The following is a 20,589-nucleotide window of genomic DNA, read 5'->3' on the forward strand; positions in this document are numbered from 1 at the left end:
CTCTAGTCCGGATCGACGGGCACAGACACCATATTGCCGCTGACCGACGGCCGCTCGGGCCGTTTCGCGACCGCGATCACCAGTCCGATCAACGCCACGATGCCGCCCGCGATCGACAGCGGTGCCCAGCGATAGCCCTCGAACACCGTCGAAAAGCCCATCGCGATGATCGGAATCAGCACGCTCGACCAAGCGGCCTGCCCCGGCCCGACCGCGCGGATGACATTGAAATAGAGCGGAAAGGTTACCGCGCTGGCGATGATGCCCAGATAGAGTATTCCGCCCAGATAGACCCCCGTCTTCTCGATCACCGGCGGCCCGGTCGTTATCCATGCATAGCTTCCGTCGGCGAGCGCCCCGAACAGCATCGCCCATGCAATCATCACGACCATCGACTGCGCGCGCGCGATTCCGGTCCCCTGCATCACATTGGCGGTCGACGCGCTCATCACACCGGCCAGCGTCAGCAGCGTCCCCATGATCACCTCGTCCGCCCCCAAAGCAGCGGCGCGATATTCGTGCAGGATCATCAGCGCGACGCCGACGATCGCAATCCCCGCCCCGGCAAGGAAGCGGCGTTCGAGCGGCGTCTTCAGAAACAACCGCCCCAGCAACGTGTTCGGCACTATCAGCAGAGCGAAGAGCACTGCGACAAGGCCCGAAGTGATATGCTGCTCGGCGCGATAGACGAAGTTGAAATTCAACGCGAACTGCGCCAGCCCGAGGACCGCGGCAAAGGCCATCGCGCGCGGTTCCAGCCACAGTCGTTCGCGCCGCGCCGCGGCAAAGACGAACATCGCCGCCCCGGCGACCACGAAGCGATAGGTCACCGACCAGCTCGGCGGCACGACACCCAGCTGACCCTTGATCACGATCCACGTCGATCCCCAGATCAGCGTGACCAGCGCGAAGGGCAGAAAGACGCGTGGCGAAAGCAGCGTCGTCGGCTGCTCGCTCATAGCCCGGCGATGGCGGCCGCCAGCGGCGCGACCGCGGCGGCATCCTGATCCCAGCTCACGACGAGGCGGATCGCGCCGTCGCCCCAGTCATAGAAATCGAATCCCTGCGCGCGCAGGTCCGCCGCCTCTTCGGCGCTGATCCGCACGAACAGCTCGTTCGCCTCGACCGGATGCATCAGCCGCGGACCGCACGCCGCCGCAAGCGCGGCCGCGCCGGCGTTCGCGGCGCGCGCGTTGGCAAGCCAGAGATCGTCCTTCAGCATCGCGCGGATCTGCGCCGCGACGAAACGTCCCTTACTCAGCAGGTGCCCCCCGCGCTTCTTGAGCTCGCGCACCCCCGCGCCGCCGCTGCCGCCGAAAAAGACCAGCGCCTCGGCCATCATCGCGCCATTTTTGGTGAAGCCGAACGACAGCGCATCGACCCCGGCGCGCCAGGTGACGTCGGCGGGCGAGCAGCCGAGGAACGCAACCGCATTGGCGAAGCGCGCACCATCCATGTGCAGCTTCATCCCGCTCGCCTTGGCGACCTCGCTGATCGCGCCGATTTCGCTCGCACGCCAGGCGAGTCCATATTCGGTCGCGTTGGTGATGCTGATCGCGGCGGGCTGGACCTGATGGACGTCTTTGCGGATACCCGCGATCCGTTTCCTCAGCGCCTCGGCATCGATCTTCGCTCCCGCGCCGGGGAGCGTCATCAACTGCGCACCGCCCGAATAGAAGGTCGGCGCGCCGCACTCGTCGACCTCGATATGCGCTTCCTCGTAACAGAGTATGCCCTGCCAAGGCCGTACGAAATGCGCGAGGATGATGCTGTTTGCGGCCGTCCCGGTCGCGATCCACACGACCTCGCAATCGGTTTCGAACAGGTCGGAAAAGGCGGCATCGAGCGACTGGCTGAGCGCATCGCCGTCATACGCCGTGTCGACATGATTGGCGGCGGCGAGAGCCTCCATCACCGCCGGATGGACGGTGGCGGCATTGTCGGAAAAGAAGCGCAGCGCGGTCATGCCGCGCCCTTAGCGCAGGAATCGCGATCGCGCTAACATGTTAATATTTTGGCGGCACGCCCCGCCGAACCAAAGGGCTCGGCGCTCGTTCCCCGCGGGTGGGATCCGCCCCATGAGCCGGTGCAGCGCAGCGGAGGAAACCGATGCGCGGCTAGCCCTGCGGATTGCGATACAGCCAGTAGCCGTGCGTTCGGGAACGTCGGAACTCGTAGCGGCCGGGCATGATAAGCCGGGTGCGCATCCCGTTGCGGCTCAGAAATTTGACGAAACGCGGCAAGATGACAGAACAGGACTGCCATTCATGGGTCGCGACGTCGATGGGTGCATGTTGTGTCATAAAGTACCACCTTGATGGGTGGCCGATCTCGTTCCGTCGCCGGAATTATATCCCTCTATTGCCATAAAGATAGCCGGTTACGGGCCGCAGCCGACGGCTGTGCCCGATATGCCGCACGGCTCGCCGAGGGATCAGCGGTCGCGTTTCGCCAGCAGCTTCAGGCGCAGCGCGTTCAATTTGATGAAGCCGGCCGCATCCTTCTGGTCATAGGCGCCGGCATCGTCCTCGAAGGTCACATGCCGCTCGCTGTAGAGGCTGTTCGGCGACTTGCGTCCGACGACGCTGGCATTGCCCTTGTAGAGCTTCAAACGCACAGTGCCCGACACCTTCTCCTGGCTGAGGTCGATCGCCGCCTGCAGCATCTCGCGCTCGGGCGCGAACCAGAAGCCGTTGTAGATGAGTTCGGCATATTTCGGCATCAGCTCGTCTTTCAGATGCGCCGCGCCGCGGTCGAGCGTGATGCTTTCGATGCCGCGATGCGCGCGGGCATAGATTTCGCCGCCCGGCGTCTCGTACATGCCGCGCGACTTCATGCCGACGAAGCGGTTCTCGACGAGGTCGAGGCGGCCAATGCCATGCTTGCGGCCAAGGTCGTTGAGTGCCGCAAGCAGCGTCGCGGGCGACATCGCCTGCCCGTTCAGCGCAACGCCGTCGCCCTTCTCGAAATCGACCGTGATATATTCGGGCGCGTCGGGGGCATCCTCGGGATTGACGGTGCGCGAATAGACATAATCGGGGGTCTCGTCCCACGGGTTCTCGAGCACCTTGCCTTCCGACGAGGTGTGGAGGAGGTTCGCGTCGGTCGAGAACGGACTCTCGCCGCGCTTGTCCTTCGGCACCGGAATCTGGTTCTTTTCGGCAAAGTCGATCAGCGCGGTGCGGCTCGTCAGATCCCATTCGCGCCACGGTGCGATCACCTTGATATCGGGATTGAGCGCATAGGCGCTGAGTTCGAAGCGCACCTGATCGTTGCCCTTGCCCGTCGCGCCATGCGCGACCGCGTCGGCGCCAACTTCCTTCGCGATTTCGACGAGCCGCTTCGAAATGAGCGGACGCGCGATCGAGGTGCCGAGCAGATAATCGCCCTCGTAACGCGCGTTGGCACGCATCATCGGGAAGACGAAGTCGCGGACGAATTCCTCGCGCAGATCGTCCATGAAGATATGCTCGGGCTTGATCCCCATCAGCTCGGCCTTGGCGCGCGCCGGCTCGAGCTCCTCGCCCTGCCCGAGGTCGGCGGTGAAGGTCACGACCTCGCAGCCATAGGTGACCTGCAGCCACTTCAGGATAACGCTGGTATCGAGACCGCCCGAATAGGCGAGGACGACGCGCTTGAAGGACTCGGACATGATGGCACCTTTGGCGAGGGAAAGACGCGGGCGCGGCTAGCAGCCCGCCGCCAATGGTGCAACCGGCTTGGCCGCTCAGCCGACGCGCGTCCAGTCCATGAACCATCCGTCGTCCCACGTCTTTCCGCCGTCGCGCGAGACCCCCTGGAACCAGCGGCAGCTTTTGGGCGTAATGCGGTCCCAGACGCCGCGATAGAGTTCGGGTCCCTTGTCGCCCTCGGACAGGAATGTGCCGACGCCATTTTCGAACACGCCAAGCTGGCCGGGGACGCCGACGACACCCGACTTGGCGTTGACCCAGTGGTCGGACCAGATTTTCTTGTCGACGTCGAGCAGGCGAAGCCCCATGCCCGAGAAATTGCGGGCAGGGATGCGAAGCTCCTCGATACTGGCAATGCCGCCGAGGATCGCGACCACGGTCGCCTCGCCGGGAAATTCGATCCACTTCTCGCCTTCGCGGAACTTGTTGTGGATGCGCCATTCGCCGGTCAGGAAATCGAAGTCGCCGGGCTTGCCGACGGGAGGCGGGTCGATCGCGGCGGATGCCGCGACGGGGATCAGGCTGGACATGAAGGCTCCTGCGCTAAGGGCGATGATGGTGCGGCGGTCGATCTGGGCCATGGGTCGCTCCCTCGGTGACCAAGCCTGCCTACGCCCCCTATCCTGACATTTTCTGTCAGTTATTTTCTGCTAAAGAAGAAAAATGCGCGCGAGCCGCCTTCTCTCGATCCTGATCCTGTTGCAGTTGCGCCAGCGGCTGACCGCCGCCGATCTCGCCGCCGAGTTCGAGGTGTCCGAACGCACCATCTATCGCGACATCGATGCGCTGAGCGCCGCGGGCGTGCCCGTCTATGGCGACCGCGGGCCCGGCGGCGGGTTTCAGTTGCTCGGCGGCTATCGCACGCGGCTGACCGGCCTGTCGGCGGGCGAGGCCGAAGCGATGGCGATGATCGGCCTGCCCGGTCCCGCCGCAGAACTGGGGCTTGGCACGGCGACGAACGCCGCGCGCAACAAATTGCTCGCAGCCTTGCCCGGCGGCGGCGGGGCGCTGGCCGACCGGATGGCGGCGCGCTTCCATCTCGACGCCGTCGACTGGTATCGCGGCAGCGAGGCGCTGCCGCATCTGCCCCGCCTCGCGCGCGCGGTCCTCGACCAGCAGTCGTTGGCGATGCGCTACGAAAGCTGGCAGGGGGTGCGCGACTGGGCGGTCGATCCGCTCGGCCTCGTGCTGAAGGCGGGCATCTGGTACCTCGCCGCGCACGGCGCCGGAAAAGTCCGCATCTTCCGGATCGCCAATATCGAAGAACTCACCGTGGGCGACGCGCCGTTCGACCGTCCAGCCGATTTCCACCTCGCGAGCTGGTGGCAGGCCGAGCAGGCACGATTCGAGGCCGAGCTGTTTGCCACTATGGCGACCGTTCGCGCGTCGCTTGACGGATGCAAGCGACTGGCCGCGCAATCACCACGCGGCGCCGAGGCGGTTGCCCGCGCCGACGCTCCGGACGCCAAAGGCTGGCGTGCCATGGCAATGATGGTGGAGGACAGCGACCATGGCGCGCGCGACATGCTCGCGCTCGGCGCCGAGGTCGAAGTGCTCGCCCCCGCCAGCTTCCGCCGGCGCGTCGGCGCCCTCGCACGCACGATCGCCGCTAGGCATCGTTGACTGGATTCCCGCGTCCAAAACGCTAGTCTGGCGCCAGGGAGGCACGCGATGGGCAAGACCGAGATCAAGACCAAGGCGACCGGAGTCAGCGTTGCCGATTTTATCGCTGCCGTCCCGAGCGAAAAGCGGCGCGAGGAAGCCGCCATCGTCGAGGCGATCCACCGCCGCGTCACGGGCGTCGAGCCGAAGATGTGGGGGCCATCGATCATCGGCTATGGCAGCTATGACTATATTTATGACAGCGGCCGTTCGGGCACGATGTGCCGCGCCGGATTTTCGCCGCGCAAGGCCGCGATGACGCTCTATCTGATGGGGCATTATGAAGAGCGTCAGCCCGAGGCGGACGCACTGCTGGAAAAGCTCGGCAAATACAAGAATGGCAAGTCTTGCCTCTATATCAACAAGCTGACGGACGTCGATCTGAACATACTCGAACAGCTGGTTGCGCTGAGCTGGGATGTGATGAACGCACGCTACCCGACGTAGCTGAATGGCCGGTTTCGATCGGTAGCGGACCTAGACGATCCTCCCCCACCGGGGGAGGGGGACCACCCGTAGGGTGGTGGAGGGGCACAGGAGATATAGGCCGCGCCAGACTGCACGTACCCCTCCACCATGCTTCGCATGGTCCCCCTCCCCGTGCCGGGGAGGATCGGCACCGTCCGCTTTCCACCCCTAAGCGGACGTCCGTCCATCTTTCACGTCGCGACGCGGAAGATGGCGTCTCTCGGCCTCCGCCATATAGTCGCGCGTCAGCGGTAGCGCGTGGCGGCTGCGCGCGAACTGGATCTGGTAATTGCCCATCCCGCCACTTTCGAACGCCGCGGTCGCGCCGGCGAGGTAGAAGCACCACATGCGGAAGAATCGCGCGCCCATCATCGCCACGATCTCGGCCTCGTGCGCCAGCGTGTTGGTGTACCATTGACGCAGCGTCAGCGCATAATGCAGCCTTAGCGTCTCGACATCGGTCGCGATCAGCCGGCTTTTCTCGCTGGCGGCGAGGGTCTCGCTGAGCGCGGGGATATAGCCGCCGGGGAAGATATATTTGCGTGTGAAGGCGTCGGTCGCGCCCGGCCGCCCGAAGCGCCCGATCGTGTGGAGCAACATCACCCCGTCGGCCGAGAGCAGGTTCGCACATGCGCGAAAGAAAGTGTCGAAATTGGCCGCGCCGACATGCTCAAACATCCCGACGGATACGATGCGGTCGAACCCGCCGGTCTCGTGCGCCGCAAGGTCGCGATAATCGATCAACTCGAAGCGAACGCGGTCGGCAACCCCCGCCTCTTCGGCGCGCTGCCGCGCGAGCTCGAGCTGTTCGGTCGACAATGTGATCCCGAGCACCTCGACCGCTTCCAGTTTCGCGAGCGTGATCGCCATCCCGCCCCAGCCGCAGCCGATGTCGAGGATCCGCTGGCCCGGCCGCAGCGCGAGTTTCGCAGCGATATGCGCCTTCTTGGCCTCCTGCGCCTCGTCGAGCGTCATGCCCTCACGCGGCCAATAGGCGCAGCTATATTGCATGTCGCGGTCGAGAAAGAGGCGATAGAGGTCGTTGCCGATGTCGTAATGGTGCTCGACATTCGCACGCGACTGGCGCTGCCGGTTGATCGAGCCGAGCCGCGTCTTCACCCAGTCGCCCCATTGGCCGAGCCGCGTCTTGTCCTTGAGCTTCGCGCCGCGATCCCATGGCGTATTCATGCGCAGCAGGCCGATCAGGCCCATGATGTCGCCCTCGGTAATTTCCATTTCGCCGTCCATGAAGGCCTCGCCCGCGCCGAGCCGCGGGTCGAGGATCACGCGCCGCATCGCGCGGCGCGTCGCGAAGCGGACGCTGACTTCGGGAAAGCCGGGCGCGGGCGCGCCAAAGGTCCCGGCCCCGCCGTCAGGGTCGATGACGGTCAGCCTGCCACGATGGATAACACGCGAAAGAAACGGCCTGAGTATGGACAAAAGTGCGACCTCATCATCATTGCATCTGCCGCCCTGTTACCAACTAGATACCGGCATACCATTCATAATCAATGCGATCTTCCCAGAAACCGCCCTTTCCTGCCCCGATTTGGTCGAGACTCGCGACCGCTTCGATCCCGGTCAGATATTTCGCATGCTTATACCCCAGCTGCCGTTCGATCCTGAGGCGCAGCGGCGCGCCGTTGGCGATCGGCAGCACCGCGCCGTTCATCGCCCAGGCCAGGATCGTCTGCGGGTGGAGCGAATCGACCATGTCGCAGCTTTCATAATAGAACGCGTCGTCGATCCTGTCGGCACAGCGGAACACGATATAGCGCGCGCGGTCCTTCACCCCCGCTGCCTCAAGGATGCGGCGGAGCTGCGGCCCGGTCCACTCGCCGATCGCGCTCCACCCCTCGACGCAGTCGTGGCGGGTGATCTGCGTGCGCTGGGGCATCGCGCGAATATCGGCCATCGACAGCGACAGCGGCCGCGCGACGAGGCCCGACACGGTAATGCGCCAATCGGCGAAGCCCGCCGCGGCGTGCACGGCATAGGCGGCGCCATCCGGCAGCTTTGTGCCGTTCGAGCGAAAGACCGGCGACAGGTCGGCGCGGGTGAATTCGCGCGCCAGCGCATCGCGGTCCATCAGCGCGCGCTGGCTCGCCCGGTTCATCTCCTCGCCCATCGACAAGATCTTGCGCACCGCCGGCGCCTCGCTGATCGCGTCGCAACCCGACAGCAGCGGCAGTGCGCCCGCCGCCGCGACGAGCCCGCCCGCCCGCGCGATCAGCCGGCGACGCGGCAGCAGGACGCCGCTCATGCCTCGCCCTCCCTCTCGGGCGGCAGCGTGAACCAGCCGCTGATCATCGAGCGCACCTCGTTGATCGGCCCGGCGAGGATCACCATCATGATGTGGACGAGGAAGAAGAGGACAAGCAGCCACGCCGCAATGAAATGGATCGAACGCGCCGACTGGCGCCCGCCGAACAGGTCGAGCAGCCAGGGCCAGGCGGCATCCATTCCCGGCGACATGGTGAGCCCGGTGAAGATCATCAGCGGCAGCAGGCCGAAGATCACGCCGATATAACTAAGCTTTTGCAGGATATTGTACCGCGCTGCCGCCTCGCCCCGCGGAAAGCGCAGCCGCGCATGATCCTTGATGTCGTGCCAGATATGCCGCGGCGACCATTCGGCGCGGCGGACGTGCAAATCCCTTCGGATGTGCCCGCCGAAAAGGCTCCAGACCATGTAGAGCGTCAGGCCGACCGACAGCACCCACGCGAAGAACAGGTGCCAGCGCCGCCCGGCCGCGAGATCGTAGCTGGTCGGGATCGTCGCCCAGCCCGGAAAGGCCCAGGTCTTTTCCTCGCCCCCGGCATTGGTCCAGCGCCCGAGCACACCGGTCGTCTCGATCCGCGTCTCGCCGAAGCGGACATAGCCGGTGTCGGAAGTCGCCCCGATCGCGAACCACGCCCGATCGGGGTTCGCGCCATATTGCCCCCAGTAAAGCCGCGGATGCGCGTTGAAGATCATCAGCCCGCTCATCAGCATGACGAGCAGCGTAACCGCATTCAGCCAATGCCAGATGCGCGTCGGCAGCCGGTGGCGATAGACGCGCACCGGCGCGAGCGTTTCCGGAACCGGCGCCGGCGGAACGTCGGGGGAGTCAGCTTCGGCCATATCCCTCTTTCGCTCCTTCGCCCGGTTCGGTTACGCGGTCACCTCCGACTTATACTCCTCGCGATAGCGATTGCGCAAAGACACTTTGTCGATCTTTTCGCTGCCGAGCTTGGGCAGCGCCTCGTTCGACATCCAGATCCGGCACGGCACCTTGTACGGCGCGAGGCGCGCGTTGAGGAACGCGGTCAGCTCGTCGGCGGTCAACGCGCTGCCGGGCTTCATCCAGACGACCGCGCCGACGCATTCGCCGAGTCGTTCGTCGGGCAAGCCGAAAACCGCGCATTCATTGACCTCGGCATGTTCATAGATCGCGGCCTCGACCTCCTGGCAACTGATATTCTCGCCGCCGCGGATGATGATGTCCTTCTTGCGGTCGACGATGAACAAATAACCGTCGGCGTCGAGATAGCCGAGGTCGCCCGAACGGAAATAGCCATTGTCGAAGAAGGCCGCCTTGGTCGCCGCCTCATTGTTCCAATAGCCCTCGAAATTGCAGACCGAGCGCATGCAAACCTCGCCGACGCTACCCTGCGGCAGTTCGTTCCCCAGCTCGTCGAGGATCGCCAGATCGACGAGCGGCTTCGACGCCGGGCCGGTCGACAGCGGCTTCTCGACATAATTCTCGTTGATGATGCCGCAGCCCACGGCGTTGGTCTCGGTGAGGCCATAGCCTAGCAGCGGTTTCGCATCGCCCATCTCCGACGCGAGGCGGCGGACATGCTCGGGCGGACGCGGCGCGCCGCCGCCGGCGTAGCTCTTGCAGGTCGACAGATCGTAATTCTTGCGGTTCGGACTGACGAGAATTTCGTAGCTCATCAGCGGCACGCCGACGAAATAATTGCATTTCTCGTCCTGGATCAGCCGCATCGCCTCGTCGGCGTTCCACTTCGGCATGAGCACCAGCTTGCGCCCGAGCGCGAAGCTCTGAAGAAACACGGGAATCTCGGCCGTTACATGGAACAGAGGCGTGCAGATCAGGGTGGCGGGCTGGATGTCCGACATCAGCCCGTCCTCGGTCAGCAGGTGGACGATGCTCGCGGTCTGCGTCACATAGTTGAAGATCGCCTGCACCACCGCCTCGTGGCGCGAATAGGCGCCCTTCGACTGGCCGGTCGAGCCCGAGGTAAAGAGGATCGTCGCCAGATCCTGCCCGGTCAGCACCGGCAGCGCGGTCTCGGCGCTGCCGCCCGCCGCCAGCGGCGCGATCGCTTCGTCGATCGGCTTCGTGATGTCGAGCGCAACGACCTGGGCGCCATGGCTGACGCCCGGCTCGGCGAGCCGCGCGGCGCGCTGCGCGTCGGCGATCACGAGCTTCGCCTCGGCATCGTCGATTCCCGCCGCCAGCTCGCCGCCCTGCCACCAGCCGTTGAGCAGGGTCGCACAGCCGCCCGCGAGCAGGATGCCGATATAGGCGACACACCACGCATTTGCGTTGCGCATGGCAAGGCCGACGCGGTCACCGCGCTGGACGCCGTGGCCATCGATGAGGCCCGCCGCGACCTTGCGCGCCGCGGCATAGACCTGTTTGAAGCTCAGCCGCTCGTCGCCCTCGACCAGAAAGGTGGCATCGCCGTGCATCGCGCTGAAATAGGCGACATAATCGGCAAGGTTCGTCGGCGCGTTGGTGATGAACGGCAGCTGGCGGCCGAAGCGTTCGACGGAACCGACCTGGATCGGACCGCCCGGCCCCGTGATCAGATTATACGCGGATTCCAGGCGCAGATCGAGCGCGGAAGGCATGGGGCATCTCTCCTCTTGGTCTCGCTCGCCTTACCCCCTATGGGGAAGGCCTCTCCTGGGGAAGGACAGCGCGACTATATGTTTCTTTTTGGAAATTTTGAGTTCGTTTTTGAAACATATAGTGGTGAACCTTCGCGCGCAACAGCGCGAAAATCAAGGTTTTCTAGGGTTTCGGTAAAAAGCAGCAGCTGTTGAGGGTGGGATACACCATTGGAGTTCGGTGCCCTCGTATGCGGACACGCCGAATTGATCCCTCGGAAATTATTTATTAAATATCAGTTGCTTATAGCGCAGTTAGACTGATTACCCTCTTCCGCCGTTCGACGATGAAAATCAGGCGAACGGCTATGGATTTCCCCAGTGAAACACATAGGCGAGTGCTACATTTTCTGAGACCAATTTCGGTAAGATGCTTTCGGCTACCTCACCATGGTGCGAAACAGGCAATGGATCACTTCTTTACCAGCTGTATACTGATCCTTTATCTCGACATAATTTGTAGTATTCGGCAATGTTCCTTCATGAACAAACTGGTGACGCCAAGTAATAACATTATTATAAGCCGATTTAGGACTCTTTGAGTGAGCGCGAACATAATCGTTCTCTGCCTTATCAAGATTTCTACCAAATCGATCTAGATATCTTATGCCGAACATTTTAACATGCTCGTCCTTCAATTCCTTCAACTTAATCCGACCGTTCATTCGAGAGAATTTTGCGCGGGTCACGCTTCCTAGGACTACGTGCTTCTTTTCGGCAAACTCATAGAAGATGTCTTTAATAGCCAACTCATAGGCCGTCACGGCCGAAGTAGCGATGAAGCCGGTGTAACGTGCCTCCACAAAGGGATCCTCGAGCCCCTCCATCAAGGGATCGACGTGCGCCAGGTAGTCCTCGACGAGGGTAAAGCGATCACTGTAGACCATTAGTAGATCAGGTGTTTTTCAGCCAATGCCAGTCTCAGCTCGACTTCCTTCGGGTCGCTAGTGTTGAAGAATATCGCGTTGCGATAATCTTTATCAGCTATCAGCTTCGTGAATCTTTGCTTGAGGTCTTTTGGTATCTTATTTGAGTGACGAATTAGGGTTGCCATCACGGAGTCCATCGCCGCAAGGTTCAGTGGACCCCGAACATGAAAAGGCTTGGGGTCGAGTTGACCGACGATCAGCTCAGTTACCTCACGAAAACGCTCACCAAATTTATCTATCTTGCCCGAATTCTTGCCCTTGGTGTGTATCTTCATCTGCTGATTGAGAAACTCCTTCATTGGCTTCTCATAATCGTCTCCACGCTCGGTCATCGCGAATATTCGGAGGATCATCTCAACGTCGCGCTGATGCTTGTCGAGCGGCTGACGAGACAAAATCTTCCGCCAGTTTGGATCCTCGTTAAGATCATGGAGTTCGTCGACCAGTGCGCCATGGAATACGCAGTTTCGGATTTCCTGCGGACGCAGCGGAGTCCCGCCCGTATTCAGGCGCTCAAAAATATGAAACATGCTGGTGCTCTGGTTCACCGGCGCAAGCTGCTTGATGTTCACAGCGCGAAGGACGGCGCTCTTTAACTTGCGTTGTTCCTGCTCTGTCAAATCGACGAATTTTTTGCCCGAGTAGGGGCTACCTTTAGATAGGCCGGTGAGCCGAAAGACTGACCTACGACCCTGCATATTTTCAGGTCCGAAATAGCCTTCGAAAAAATATATCACGCTCATGATCCGCTGTTGGCCATCTATCACGAGATTCTTGTTCTCGCCGTCGATATAGAAGAAAACCTGAGGCACAGGCAGGCCGAGCAAAAAGCTCTCTATCAGCAAGCTAGACTGCTTAATGTTCCACACAAAGTTACGCTGGAACGATGGGACAGTAATGTCTTTATCCCGCCACATATCGTGGATTACGGCGAGTGTCAGATCAGACGGATATGTCGCGATATCGAACTCGATATGAGTGCCAAGCTCTTCATCGTCCGACTCTTCTTCAACTTCGATCTCGTCGTCAAAAACCTTAGCCATGCCAACCCCCTTGATTGGAGATGCAATAGCGAAGAAGGTGCTCGGCTGCCAGGGGCAAAGGGAGGGCGAGACTATTCGGCGCTAATAGGCTTTAAGAGATCGATCGGTTCACCACCGAGCGGCCGGCTCAACTCGTGAAGTGTGAGCACCGTCGGATTCCGACGCCCACGCTCAAGGCCGCTGAGATATTGCTGACTGACCCCTGTAAGCTCGGACGCCTGCTCTTGGGTCAGTCCGCGAGCCATTCGCAGCCTTTTAAAGTTCAACCCTACCTGGAGGCGCACGTCCATGGGACATCCCTGCCGCAGTAGGGGCTTGAACTTTATCAACTATAATATGTAATAACCTTAGCCTGTCACGGTGGGCAACGGTGGCTGGCGCCAGTCGGGGGATAATGAAAATGGAATGGGAACCAGATCAGTCGCCAAAGAAGGGCGAGGGTCTTACGGCAAATCAAATGCTCCTAGCAGTCGTAGCCGTCATCGGCTTGGCGATCCTCTACAATGTCACGCGCCTGCCCGAGGGCCACCCGTTCAAGGAGTGTGAGCACATCTTTGGGGTGGATCAGCGGTGCTCGGCCAAGATCGCTGCGCGCGACATCATGATGGGCCGCCCCTGACGGATCGATGCGAAGCAAGTTAATTACGCCCCCTGTTCCCCGCCTATTTGGTAGCGACATGACGGCCGCTTATCTGGGCATCAGCCAACGGATGTTGGACCATCTTCGTCTCAGAGGTGATTTCCCCGAGCCGATAAGAATCGGTCGCCGAATACTCTGGGACCGTAAGGCGCTAGATGCCTTCGCAGACAGCCTTGCGCTACCTGCGCATGATCCATGGGATGACGTAAGCGCCTTGGGGTAACGGGGCGTCACTTACCCGACATGCAAGCATGCAAAATGCCCGCTAGCCGCAGCGGCGCCGTATCGGCTACATGCGATGAAATTTTGCTCGATTTGTATCCCACTTTGCTCATGCCGTTTAGACGACATTAGACAGCATAAGACAATTCCGGGATACACGAATTTACGAAAATGGTGAAATTTCAATGGCTTCACAATATCTTTTTGCAACCTTAGCCGAAGCGACGCAATATCTTAACTTTCATGACCTGATGGGTGAGCATAGCGAGGTCGCTTTCAGCGTGTTCGGCTGGCCGATCCGCTGGTATGCGCTCGCCTATCTGGCCGGTATTTTCCTCGGCTATTGGTATCTGCTGAAGCTGATCGCGCAGCCCGGCGCCCCGATGGCGCGGCGCCATGCCGACGACATGATCTTCTATGCCATGCTCGGGATCATCCTCGGCGGCCGACTCGGCTATGTCCTGTTCTACAATCTCGAATCCTACCTCAAGGAGCCGGTCGATATCTTCAAATTGTGGGATGGCGGCATGTCGCTGCACGGCGGCGTGATCGGCGTGCTCGTTGCGATCTGGTATGTGACGCGCAAGGAAAAGCTCAGCTTCCTGCGCTTCTGCGACTATATCGCGTGCGTCATTCCCTTCGGTCTCTTCCTCGGCCGCCTTGCCAATTTCGTGAATGGCGAGCTGTGGGGCCGCGTAACGACCGTGCCATGGGCGATCATCTTTCCGCGCGGCGGCGACCTGCCGCGCCACCCGAGCCAGCTTTACGAAGCCGGGCTCGAAGGACTGGTGATGATGGCGGTCCTCGCCTATTTCTTCTGGCGCACCGACGCGCGCTACAAACCGGGTTTCCTCGTCGGCATGGCGTCGCTGATCTACGGTCTCAGCCGCTTCACGGTCGAATTTTTCCGCGAGCCCGACGTCCAGCGCCAGTGGGTGGTTGACGCCACCGGCCTCTCGATGGGCCAGTGGCTGACGGTGCCGATGATCGTGATCGGCCTCTGGCTCATCGCGACCGCGAAGCGCCGGCGCCGGCGGGTCGAGCCGGTCGCCGGGCCCGATGCCGTTGCCTGACGGCCCGCCCGCTCCCGACCAATTGCTCAAGGATATCGCCGCCGCCCGGCCGATGACGGTCGCCGACTATATGGCGGCGGCGAACGCTCATTATTATGCGACGCGCGACCCGCTCGGACGAGCGGGCGATTTCACCACCGCGCCCGAAATCAGCCAGATGTTCGGCGAGCTGGTCGGTATCTGGATCGCCGATCTGTGGAGCCGCGCGGGCGGCCCACCGTTCCGTTATGTCGAGCTCGGCCCCGGCCGCGGTACGCTCGCCGCCGATGCGCTCCGCGCCGCCGCGCGTTTCGGCTGCACGCCGGTCGGCGCCCATCTCGTCGAAACCAGCCCCACCTTGCGCGCCGTCCAGTCGGCGCGCCTCGCGCAGGCCGAACATCATGACGAGGTCGACGCGCTCCCGGACGACGCGCCGCTGGTCATCGTCGCCAACGAATTCTTCGATGCGCTGCCGGTCCACCAATATGTGAAGACCGCCGACGGCTGGCGCGAACGAATGGTCGAGCGCCGCGATGGCAGGCTCGCGCCGAGAGCCGGCGAAACGCCGGCCGACGACGCGATTCCCGCCGTCCTGCGTGACCGGCCCGAGGGGACGATCGTCGAAACGACGCCGGTCTCGGCCGCGATCATGCAGCGCTGCGCCTTCCGCATCACGCGGCAGGGCGGCGCGATGCTCGCGATCGACTATGGCTATGCGGGGCCCGCCGCAGGCGACACGCTGCAGGCGGTGAAGGCCCACAAATATGTCGATCCCTTCGTCGATCCCGGCGAGGCCGACCTCACCGCGCATGTCGATTTCACCACCCTTGCCGACGCGGCACGTCCGGCGGGCGTTACCATCAGCCGCCTTACGACACAGGGCGACTGGCTGAGGCGTCTCGGCATCGACGCGCGGCTGAAGTCGCTCACCGCCGCCGCCCCCGACCGCGCCGCCGAACTCGAAAGCCAGCGCGACCGCCTTGTCGAGCCCGGCGAAATGGGCGAACTGTTCAAGCTGATCGCGATCACCGCGCCGGGCTGGCCCGCGCCCGCAGGATTTTCAGGAGACCCCGCATGACCGCCATCGTCTTGGCGAAGCCCGAGGATGCCGAAGCGATCGCGATGTTCGCGAACGGCTCCTTTACCGATACCTTCGGGCATATCTACGACCCTGCCGACCTGTCGGCCTTCCTTGCCGATTGGAACCCTCCGGAGCGCGTCCGCGCGCAGATCGGGGATGCCGGGCACGGCATCGCGCTGGTGCGCGACGATGCGGGCGCGATCCTCGGCTATATCAAGATGGGCCCGGTCGAATTCGACCTGCCGCCCGAGCAACCCACCGACGACGCGGTCGAACTCCACCAGCTTTACGTTGCCGAAGCCGCGAAGGGCACCGGCGTCGCCGCCCGACTGATGGAATGGGGTATCGCATGGGCGCGCGAACGTGCGTCGATCCTCTACCTCACCGTGTTCACCGAGAACCACCGCGCGCAGGCCTTTTACCGCCGCTACGGCTTCTACGACGTCGGCCGCAACGAATTCCGCGTCGGCAATCATATCGACGAAGATCGCTTCTTCAGGCTCGACCTGTGAGCGCGCCATTCGTCGTCGCGCCGACGCTCGCGAATGTGCCGCACGGCTTCTTCGGCCGTCAGGGCGGCGTCTCGACCGGCGACCTCGCTTCGCTCAACTGCGGCCTCGGATCGGGCGACGACCCGGCGCTGATCGCCGAGAACCGCCATCGCGCCACCGAAGCGGTGCTGCCCGGCGCGGCGCTCGCCGGCCTCTACCAGGTCCACGGCAACCGCTGCGTGATCGTCGACGACAGCACCGACCTTGCCGCGCGGCCCGAGGCCGACGCGCTCGCAACGCGAACCCGCGGCATCCTGCTCGGTATATTGACCGCCGATTGCGTCCCCGTACTCTTCGCCGACGCTGAAGCCGGGGTCATCGGTGCGGCACACGCGGGCTGGAAGGGGGCTATCGCCGGGGTGACCGACGCAACGCTCGCCGCGATGGAAGGGCTCGGCGCGAGCCGCACGAACATCGCGGTCGCTATCGGCCCCTGCATCGGGCGCGCCTCCTACGAGGTCGACGACGGCTTCGTGCAGCGCTTTCTCGCCGACGATCCCCAGAACGAGCACTTCTTCGCGGGCGGCAAACCCGGCCATGCGATGTTCGACATCGCCGCCTATGTCGCGGCGCGGCTCGCTACGGCGGGGGTCAGCCGAATTGCCATCGGCGGGCAGGATACCTACGCCGAAGAGGCGGACTATTTCAGCTATCGCCGCGCGTGCCATCGAGGCGAAAACAGCTACGGTCGGCAGATATCGCTGATCGGCTTGAGGTAATTCTTCGTCACCCCGGACTTGATCCGGGGTCCAGCTTCATCGAAGACAGATGGATGCCGGATCAAGTCCGGCATAACGAACGAAGGATGGCGGGAGACAAGACGGATGAAGGCCTTGGCGATCCCGCGCAAACGGCTCGTATCGATCATCGGCGGATCGGCAGGGAATCTCGTCGAATGGTACGACTGGTTCGCCTACGCCGCCTTCGCCATCTATTTCGCCCCCGTCTTCTTCCCGAAGGCCGACCCGACCGCGCAGCTCCTCAGCACCGCCGCGATCTTTGCGGTCGGCTTCGTCATGCGCCCGATCGGCGCGTGGGTGATGGGGCGCTTCGCCGACACGCGCGGGCGCAAGGCGGGGCTGTCATTGTCGGTCGCGCTGATGTTCAGCGGCTCGATGCTGATCGCCGTCGCGCCGACCTATGCCGCCGCCGGACTGCTCGGCCCGACGACGTTGCTCGTCGCGCGAATGCTGCAGGGGTTGTCGCTCGGCGGCGAATATGGCGCCAGCGCGACCTATCTCTCCGAAATGGCGCCGAAGGATCATCGCGGCTTCTGGGCGAGCTTTCAGTATATGACGCTGATCGGCGGCCAGCTCTGCGCGATCTTCGTCGCGGTGATCTTGCAGGCCTTTCTGACGGAAGCCGAACTCACCGCCTGGGGCTGGCGCATCCCCTTCGTGATCGGCGCGGTGCTCGCGCTCGCGGTCTATCTCCTCCGCCGCAATCTCGCCGAAACGCCCTCGTTCGAGAATCAGGCGGTCGACCGCCCGGTCTCGACCGCGAAGCTGCTCTGGAAAGAGCATCGCCGCGAGAGCATCCTCGTCGGCATGTTGTCGGCGGGCGGCGGCCTCGCCGCCTATACCTACACCAGCTATATGCAGAAATATCTGTTCAACACCGTCGGCTTCGACAAGGCGACCGCGACCTACATCGTCGCCGTCGCGCTCATCTGGTTCACGCTGATGCAGCCGGTCTTTGGCGCGCTCGCCGATCGTTTCGGGCGCAAGCCGATGCTGCTCCTCTTCGGGATCGGCGGCGCACTGGTCGCGGCGCCGACCTTCCTGACGCTGGAAACGGTCAGCTCGCCGGTGGTCGCGACCTTGCTGATCCTGATCCCGCTGACCTTCCAGGCGGGCTACACCGCGAACAATGCGCTGGTGAAGGCCGAGCTGTTCCCGGCGCATATCCGCGGGCTCGGTGTCGCGCTGCCCTACGCGGTCGGCAATGCGATCTTCGGTGGCACCGTCGAAATGGTCGCGCTCGCGCTCAAGGGCGCCGGCGTCGAATGGCTGTTCTATTTCTATGTCGCCGCAGTGATCGGCATGGCCGGCATTGCGACCTTGTTGCTTCCCGAAACGAAAGAGCGCAGCCTGATCGTTGAGGATTGACGGATAACAGGGCGCAGCCGCTTTTATCCGTCATCGCGGCGAAGGCCGGGAATACGGAAAAGGGAAGAACGACCGGCGCAATATAGTTTCAAATGAAACCGGCGCTGCTATAGGCGGGGCAATCTCAAAGGAGCATCCCATGGCCATGCGCGGCACACCCAAGACGAACAGCAAGAAAATCGGCGACAAGGAGCTGAGCCCCGCCACGCTGATGATGGGACTCGGCTATGATCCCGTGCTCTCCGAAGGCTCGCTGAAGCCGCCGATCTTTCTGACCTCGACCTTCGCCTTTGAAAGCGCCGCCGCCGGCAAGCGCTTCTTCGAACATATCACCGGCAAGCGCGAAGGCCCCGCCGACGGCCTCGTCTATTCGCGCTTCAACGGCCCGAACCAGGAAATCCTCGAAGACCGCCTCGCGGTCTGGGACGGCGCCGACGACAGCCTCGTCTTCTCCAGCGGCATGTCGGCGATTGCGACCCTGCTCCTCGCGCTCGTGAACCAGAACGACGTGATCGTCCATTCGGGTCCGCTCTATGCTGCGACCGAAACGCTGATCGCGCGCATCCTGTCGCGCTTCGGCGTCAGCTTCCTCGATTTCCCGGCCGGCGCGACCCGCGAAGAGATCGACGCAATCCTCGACCGCGCGAAGGCGCTCGCCACCGAAAAGGGCGGCAAGGTCGCGCTCGTCTATCTCGAAAGCCCGGCGAACCCGACCAATGCGCTCGTCGATGTCGAGGCCGTCCGCGCCGCGCGCGACGCCGCTTTCCCCGGCGAGCAGAAGCCCGCGATCGCGATCGACAACACCTTCCTCGGCCCGCTCTGGCAGCAGCCGCTGAAGCAGGGCGCCGAACTCGTCGTTTACAGCCTCACCAAATATGCCGGCGGCCATTCGGACCTCGTTGCGGGCGGCGTCTCGGGCGACCAGAAGCTGCTCAACATCATCCGTCCGATGCGCAATACGATCGGCACGATCTGCGACCCCAACACCGCGTGGATGTTGCTGCGCAGCCTCGAAACGCTCGAACTGCGCATGAGCCGCGCGGGCGAAAATGCGCTGAAGGTCTGCACCTTCCTTCGCGATCATCCGAAGGTCGAGGGCCTCGGCTATCTCGGCTTCATCAGCGAGGCGCGCCAGAAGGATATCTTCGACCGCCATTGTTCGGGCGCGGGCTCGACCTTCTCGCTCTTCATCAAGGGCGGTGAGGCCGAGAGCTTCCGCTTCCTCGACGCGCTCAAGATCGCGAAACTCGCGGTCAGCCTGGGCGGCACCGAGACGCTGGCGAGCCACCCCGCCGCGATGACGCATCTGTCGGTTCCCGACGAGCGCAAGAAGGCACTCGGCATCACCGACAATCTGGTGCGGGTGTCGATCGGCATCGAGGACGCCGACGACCTGATTGCCGATTTCGCGCAGGCGCTGGACGCGGTCTAACGACCGCGCCGCGCGCGCCAGTCGACCACCTGCCACCCCATTTTCGGCGCGAGCTGCTTGAGCTTGCGCGACGGCGTCGTCGCGACCGCCTCGTCGGCGAAATGCAGCATCGGGTGATCGGAGACATGATCCGAATAGGCGCGGATATGTGCCTGATCGCGCGTGATGTCATTGTCGGCGAGCCAATCCGAAATGCGCGCAAATTTCGCATCGCCATAGCAATTGTCGCCCGCAAGCCGCGCGTGGATATGATCGGCGCCATCGGGCTCGTCGAGCCGCGTCGCGAGCACGTCGTCGATCCCCAGCCGCCGCGCGATCGCGTCGACATAAAGATGGAACGACGCCGTCGCGAGCAGCAGCCGGTATCCCGCCTCGCGGTCGGCGGCGATCTGGTCGAGCGCCGCCGCGTGCAACCCGCGCCCGATCACCTGATCGGCATAGCTTTCGGCAAGCGGGGTGATCTCGTCACGGCTGAACTGCTTCCCGACGAGCAGCCGCAGGTTGATCGCCTTCAGCCGCGACCGGTCGATCAACCGTAGCGAATAGGCCGCGCCCGCCAGCGCGACAAGCGGCAGCAACAGCATGCGCCATTGCTGGCGCCGGCGGACAACATGCATCAGAAATCCGCTGTAAGTCCCTGAACGCGTTATCGTTCGGTCCATGTCGTACATCGCAACGCGATGCCGGTATTCGGTCGGGACGATTGGCACGGGCGCATCCATGCCCCCGTCCATAAGGCGCGCGCAGCGAGGCGCCAAGCGGCTTCGGATTCGCTTGCCGTCTCGGGGCAAATAATACAATGTCCCC

22 protein-coding genes are annotated in these 20,589 nt (G+C 63.0%); 9 read left to right on the forward strand and 13 right to left on the reverse strand.

Features of this window, described 5'->3' with window-relative positions:
* Nucleotides 1-2: 2 nt before the first annotated feature.
* From ATE64_RS10165 to ATE64_RS10185, 5 genes are all read right to left on the reverse strand, one after another.
* Nucleotides 3-959, reverse strand: a complete 957-nt coding sequence (locus tag ATE64_RS10165; protein ID WP_058455453.1) for a DMT family transporter — start codon at nt 957-959, stop codon at nt 3-5.
* Nucleotides 956-1,957 carry a beta-eliminating lyase-related protein gene (locus ATE64_RS10170; protein WP_058455530.1) on the reverse strand — a complete coding sequence of 334 codons (1,002 nt, stop codon included), beginning with the start codon at nt 1,955-1,957 and terminating at the stop codon, nt 956-958. The genes ATE64_RS10165 and ATE64_RS10170 overlap by 4 nt, the downstream gene beginning before the upstream one ends.
* 160 nt (nt 1,958-2,117) lie before the next feature.
* Nucleotides 2,118-2,303 carry a hypothetical protein gene (locus tag ATE64_RS10175; protein ID WP_058455454.1) on the reverse strand — a complete coding sequence of 62 codons (186 nt, stop codon included), beginning with the start codon at nt 2,301-2,303 and terminating at the stop codon, nt 2,118-2,120.
* Nucleotides 2,304-2,434: 131 nt separating this feature from the next.
* Nucleotides 2,435-3,652, reverse strand: a complete 1,218-nt coding sequence (locus ATE64_RS10180; protein WP_058455455.1) for an argininosuccinate synthase — start codon at nt 3,650-3,652, stop codon at nt 2,435-2,437.
* A gap of 75 nt (nt 3,653-3,727) precedes the next feature.
* Entirely contained in the window at nt 3,728-4,273 is a 546-nt protein-coding gene (locus ATE64_RS10185; RefSeq protein WP_058455456.1) for a hypothetical protein, read from the reverse strand.
* Nucleotides 4,274-4,355: 82 nt separating this feature from the next.
* Here ATE64_RS10185 and ATE64_RS10190 point away from each other — a divergent pair, with 82 nt between their 5' ends.
* Complete coding sequence (locus ATE64_RS10190; protein ID WP_058455457.1) at nt 4,356-5,315, forward strand: WYL domain-containing protein; 960 nt, start codon at nt 4,356-4,358, stop codon at nt 5,313-5,315.
* A gap of 48 nt (nt 5,316-5,363) precedes the next feature.
* Entirely contained in the window at nt 5,364-5,801 is a 438-nt protein-coding gene (locus ATE64_RS10195; protein ID WP_058455458.1) for a DUF1801 domain-containing protein, read from the forward strand.
* 189 nt (nt 5,802-5,990) lie between these two features.
* Here the strand turns inward: ATE64_RS10195 and ATE64_RS10200 are convergent, their stop codons facing one another.
* The 7 genes from ATE64_RS10200 to ATE64_RS10230 form a co-directional block, all read right to left on the reverse strand.
* A complete protein-coding gene (locus tag ATE64_RS10200) occupies nt 5,991-7,262 on the reverse strand; it encodes a cyclopropane-fatty-acyl-phospholipid synthase family protein (protein WP_058455459.1) in 1,272 nt (423 codons plus the stop codon).
* A 43-nt stretch (nt 7,263-7,305) separates the two neighbouring features.
* The gene (locus ATE64_RS10205) at nt 7,306-8,085 is read right to left on the reverse strand and encodes a molybdopterin-dependent oxidoreductase (protein ID WP_058455460.1); all 780 of its coding nucleotides are present in this window, start codon (nt 8,083-8,085) and stop codon (nt 7,306-7,308) included.
* Nucleotides 8,082-8,945, reverse strand: coding sequence for a cytochrome b/b6 domain-containing protein (locus ATE64_RS10210; protein ID WP_082657739.1), 864 nt, complete (start codon nt 8,943-8,945; stop codon nt 8,082-8,084). The genes ATE64_RS10205 and ATE64_RS10210 overlap by 4 nt, the downstream gene beginning before the upstream one ends.
* A 30-nt stretch (nt 8,946-8,975) precedes the next feature.
* Nucleotides 8,976-10,685: a class I adenylate-forming enzyme family protein gene (locus tag ATE64_RS10215; RefSeq protein WP_058455461.1), complete on the reverse strand. Its 1,710-nt coding sequence runs from the start codon at nt 10,683-10,685 to the stop codon at nt 8,976-8,978.
* 419 nt (nt 10,686-11,104) lie between these two features.
* Entirely contained in the window at nt 11,105-11,611 is a 507-nt protein-coding gene (locus ATE64_RS10220) for a HEPN domain-containing protein (RefSeq protein ID WP_058455462.1), read from the reverse strand.
* Nucleotides 11,611-12,696 carry a DUF262 domain-containing protein gene (locus ATE64_RS10225; RefSeq protein WP_058455463.1) on the reverse strand — a complete coding sequence of 362 codons (1,086 nt, stop codon included), beginning with the start codon at nt 12,694-12,696 and terminating at the stop codon, nt 11,611-11,613. Before ATE64_RS10225 ends, ATE64_RS10220 begins: the two co-directional genes overlap by 1 nt.
* Nucleotides 12,697-12,767: 71 nt before the next feature.
* Complete coding sequence (locus ATE64_RS10230) at nt 12,768-12,986, reverse strand: helix-turn-helix transcriptional regulator (RefSeq protein WP_058455464.1); 219 nt, start codon at nt 12,984-12,986, stop codon at nt 12,768-12,770.
* Between the two features lie 104 nt (nt 12,987-13,090).
* Here ATE64_RS10230 and ATE64_RS10235 point away from each other — a divergent pair, with 104 nt between their 5' ends.
* The 7 genes from ATE64_RS10235 (at nt 13,091) to ATE64_RS10265 (ending at nt 19,782) form a co-directional block, all read left to right on the forward strand.
* Entirely contained in the window at nt 13,091-13,315 is a 225-nt protein-coding gene (locus tag ATE64_RS10235) for a hypothetical protein (RefSeq protein WP_058810751.1), read from the forward strand.
* 494 nt (nt 13,316-13,809) lie between these two features.
* On the forward strand, nt 13,810-14,631 hold the full coding sequence (gene lgt / locus ATE64_RS10240; protein ID WP_231729074.1) for a prolipoprotein diacylglyceryl transferase: 822 nt from the start codon (nt 13,810-13,812) through the stop codon (nt 14,629-14,631).
* Nucleotides 14,618-15,688 carry an SAM-dependent methyltransferase gene (locus ATE64_RS10245; protein ID WP_058455467.1) on the forward strand — a complete coding sequence of 357 codons (1,071 nt, stop codon included), beginning with the start codon at nt 14,618-14,620 and terminating at the stop codon, nt 15,686-15,688. Before lgt ends, ATE64_RS10245 begins: the two co-directional genes overlap by 14 nt.
* Nucleotides 15,685-16,203, forward strand: coding sequence for a GNAT family N-acetyltransferase (locus ATE64_RS10250; RefSeq protein ID WP_058455468.1), 519 nt, complete (start codon nt 15,685-15,687; stop codon nt 16,201-16,203). Before ATE64_RS10245 ends, ATE64_RS10250 begins: the two co-directional genes overlap by 4 nt.
* Nucleotides 16,200-16,961, forward strand: a complete 762-nt coding sequence (gene pgeF, locus ATE64_RS10255) for a peptidoglycan editing factor PgeF (protein ID WP_058455469.1) — start codon at nt 16,200-16,202, stop codon at nt 16,959-16,961. The genes ATE64_RS10250 and pgeF overlap by 4 nt, the downstream gene beginning before the upstream one ends.
* A gap of 105 nt (nt 16,962-17,066) precedes the next feature.
* On the forward strand, nt 17,067-18,350 hold the full coding sequence (locus tag ATE64_RS10260) for an MFS transporter (protein ID WP_058455470.1): 1,284 nt from the start codon (nt 17,067-17,069) through the stop codon (nt 18,348-18,350).
* A 139-nt stretch (nt 18,351-18,489) separates the two neighbouring features.
* Nucleotides 18,490-19,782, forward strand: a complete 1,293-nt coding sequence (locus tag ATE64_RS10265; protein WP_058455471.1) for a cystathionine gamma-synthase family protein — start codon at nt 18,490-18,492, stop codon at nt 19,780-19,782.
* On the opposite strand, the gene ATE64_RS10270 is transcribed toward ATE64_RS10265, so the two are convergent.
* A complete protein-coding gene (locus ATE64_RS10270; protein ID WP_082657747.1) occupies nt 19,779-20,504 on the reverse strand; it encodes an HAD-IB family hydrolase in 726 nt (241 codons plus the stop codon). The genes ATE64_RS10265 and ATE64_RS10270 overlap by 4 nt on opposite strands.
* Nucleotides 20,505-20,589 lie beyond the last annotated feature (85 nt).

Source organism: Sphingopyxis sp. H073, from assembly GCF_001468395.1.
In the GTDB taxonomy this organism is placed as follows: domain Bacteria; phylum Pseudomonadota; class Alphaproteobacteria; order Sphingomonadales; family Sphingomonadaceae; genus Sphingopyxis.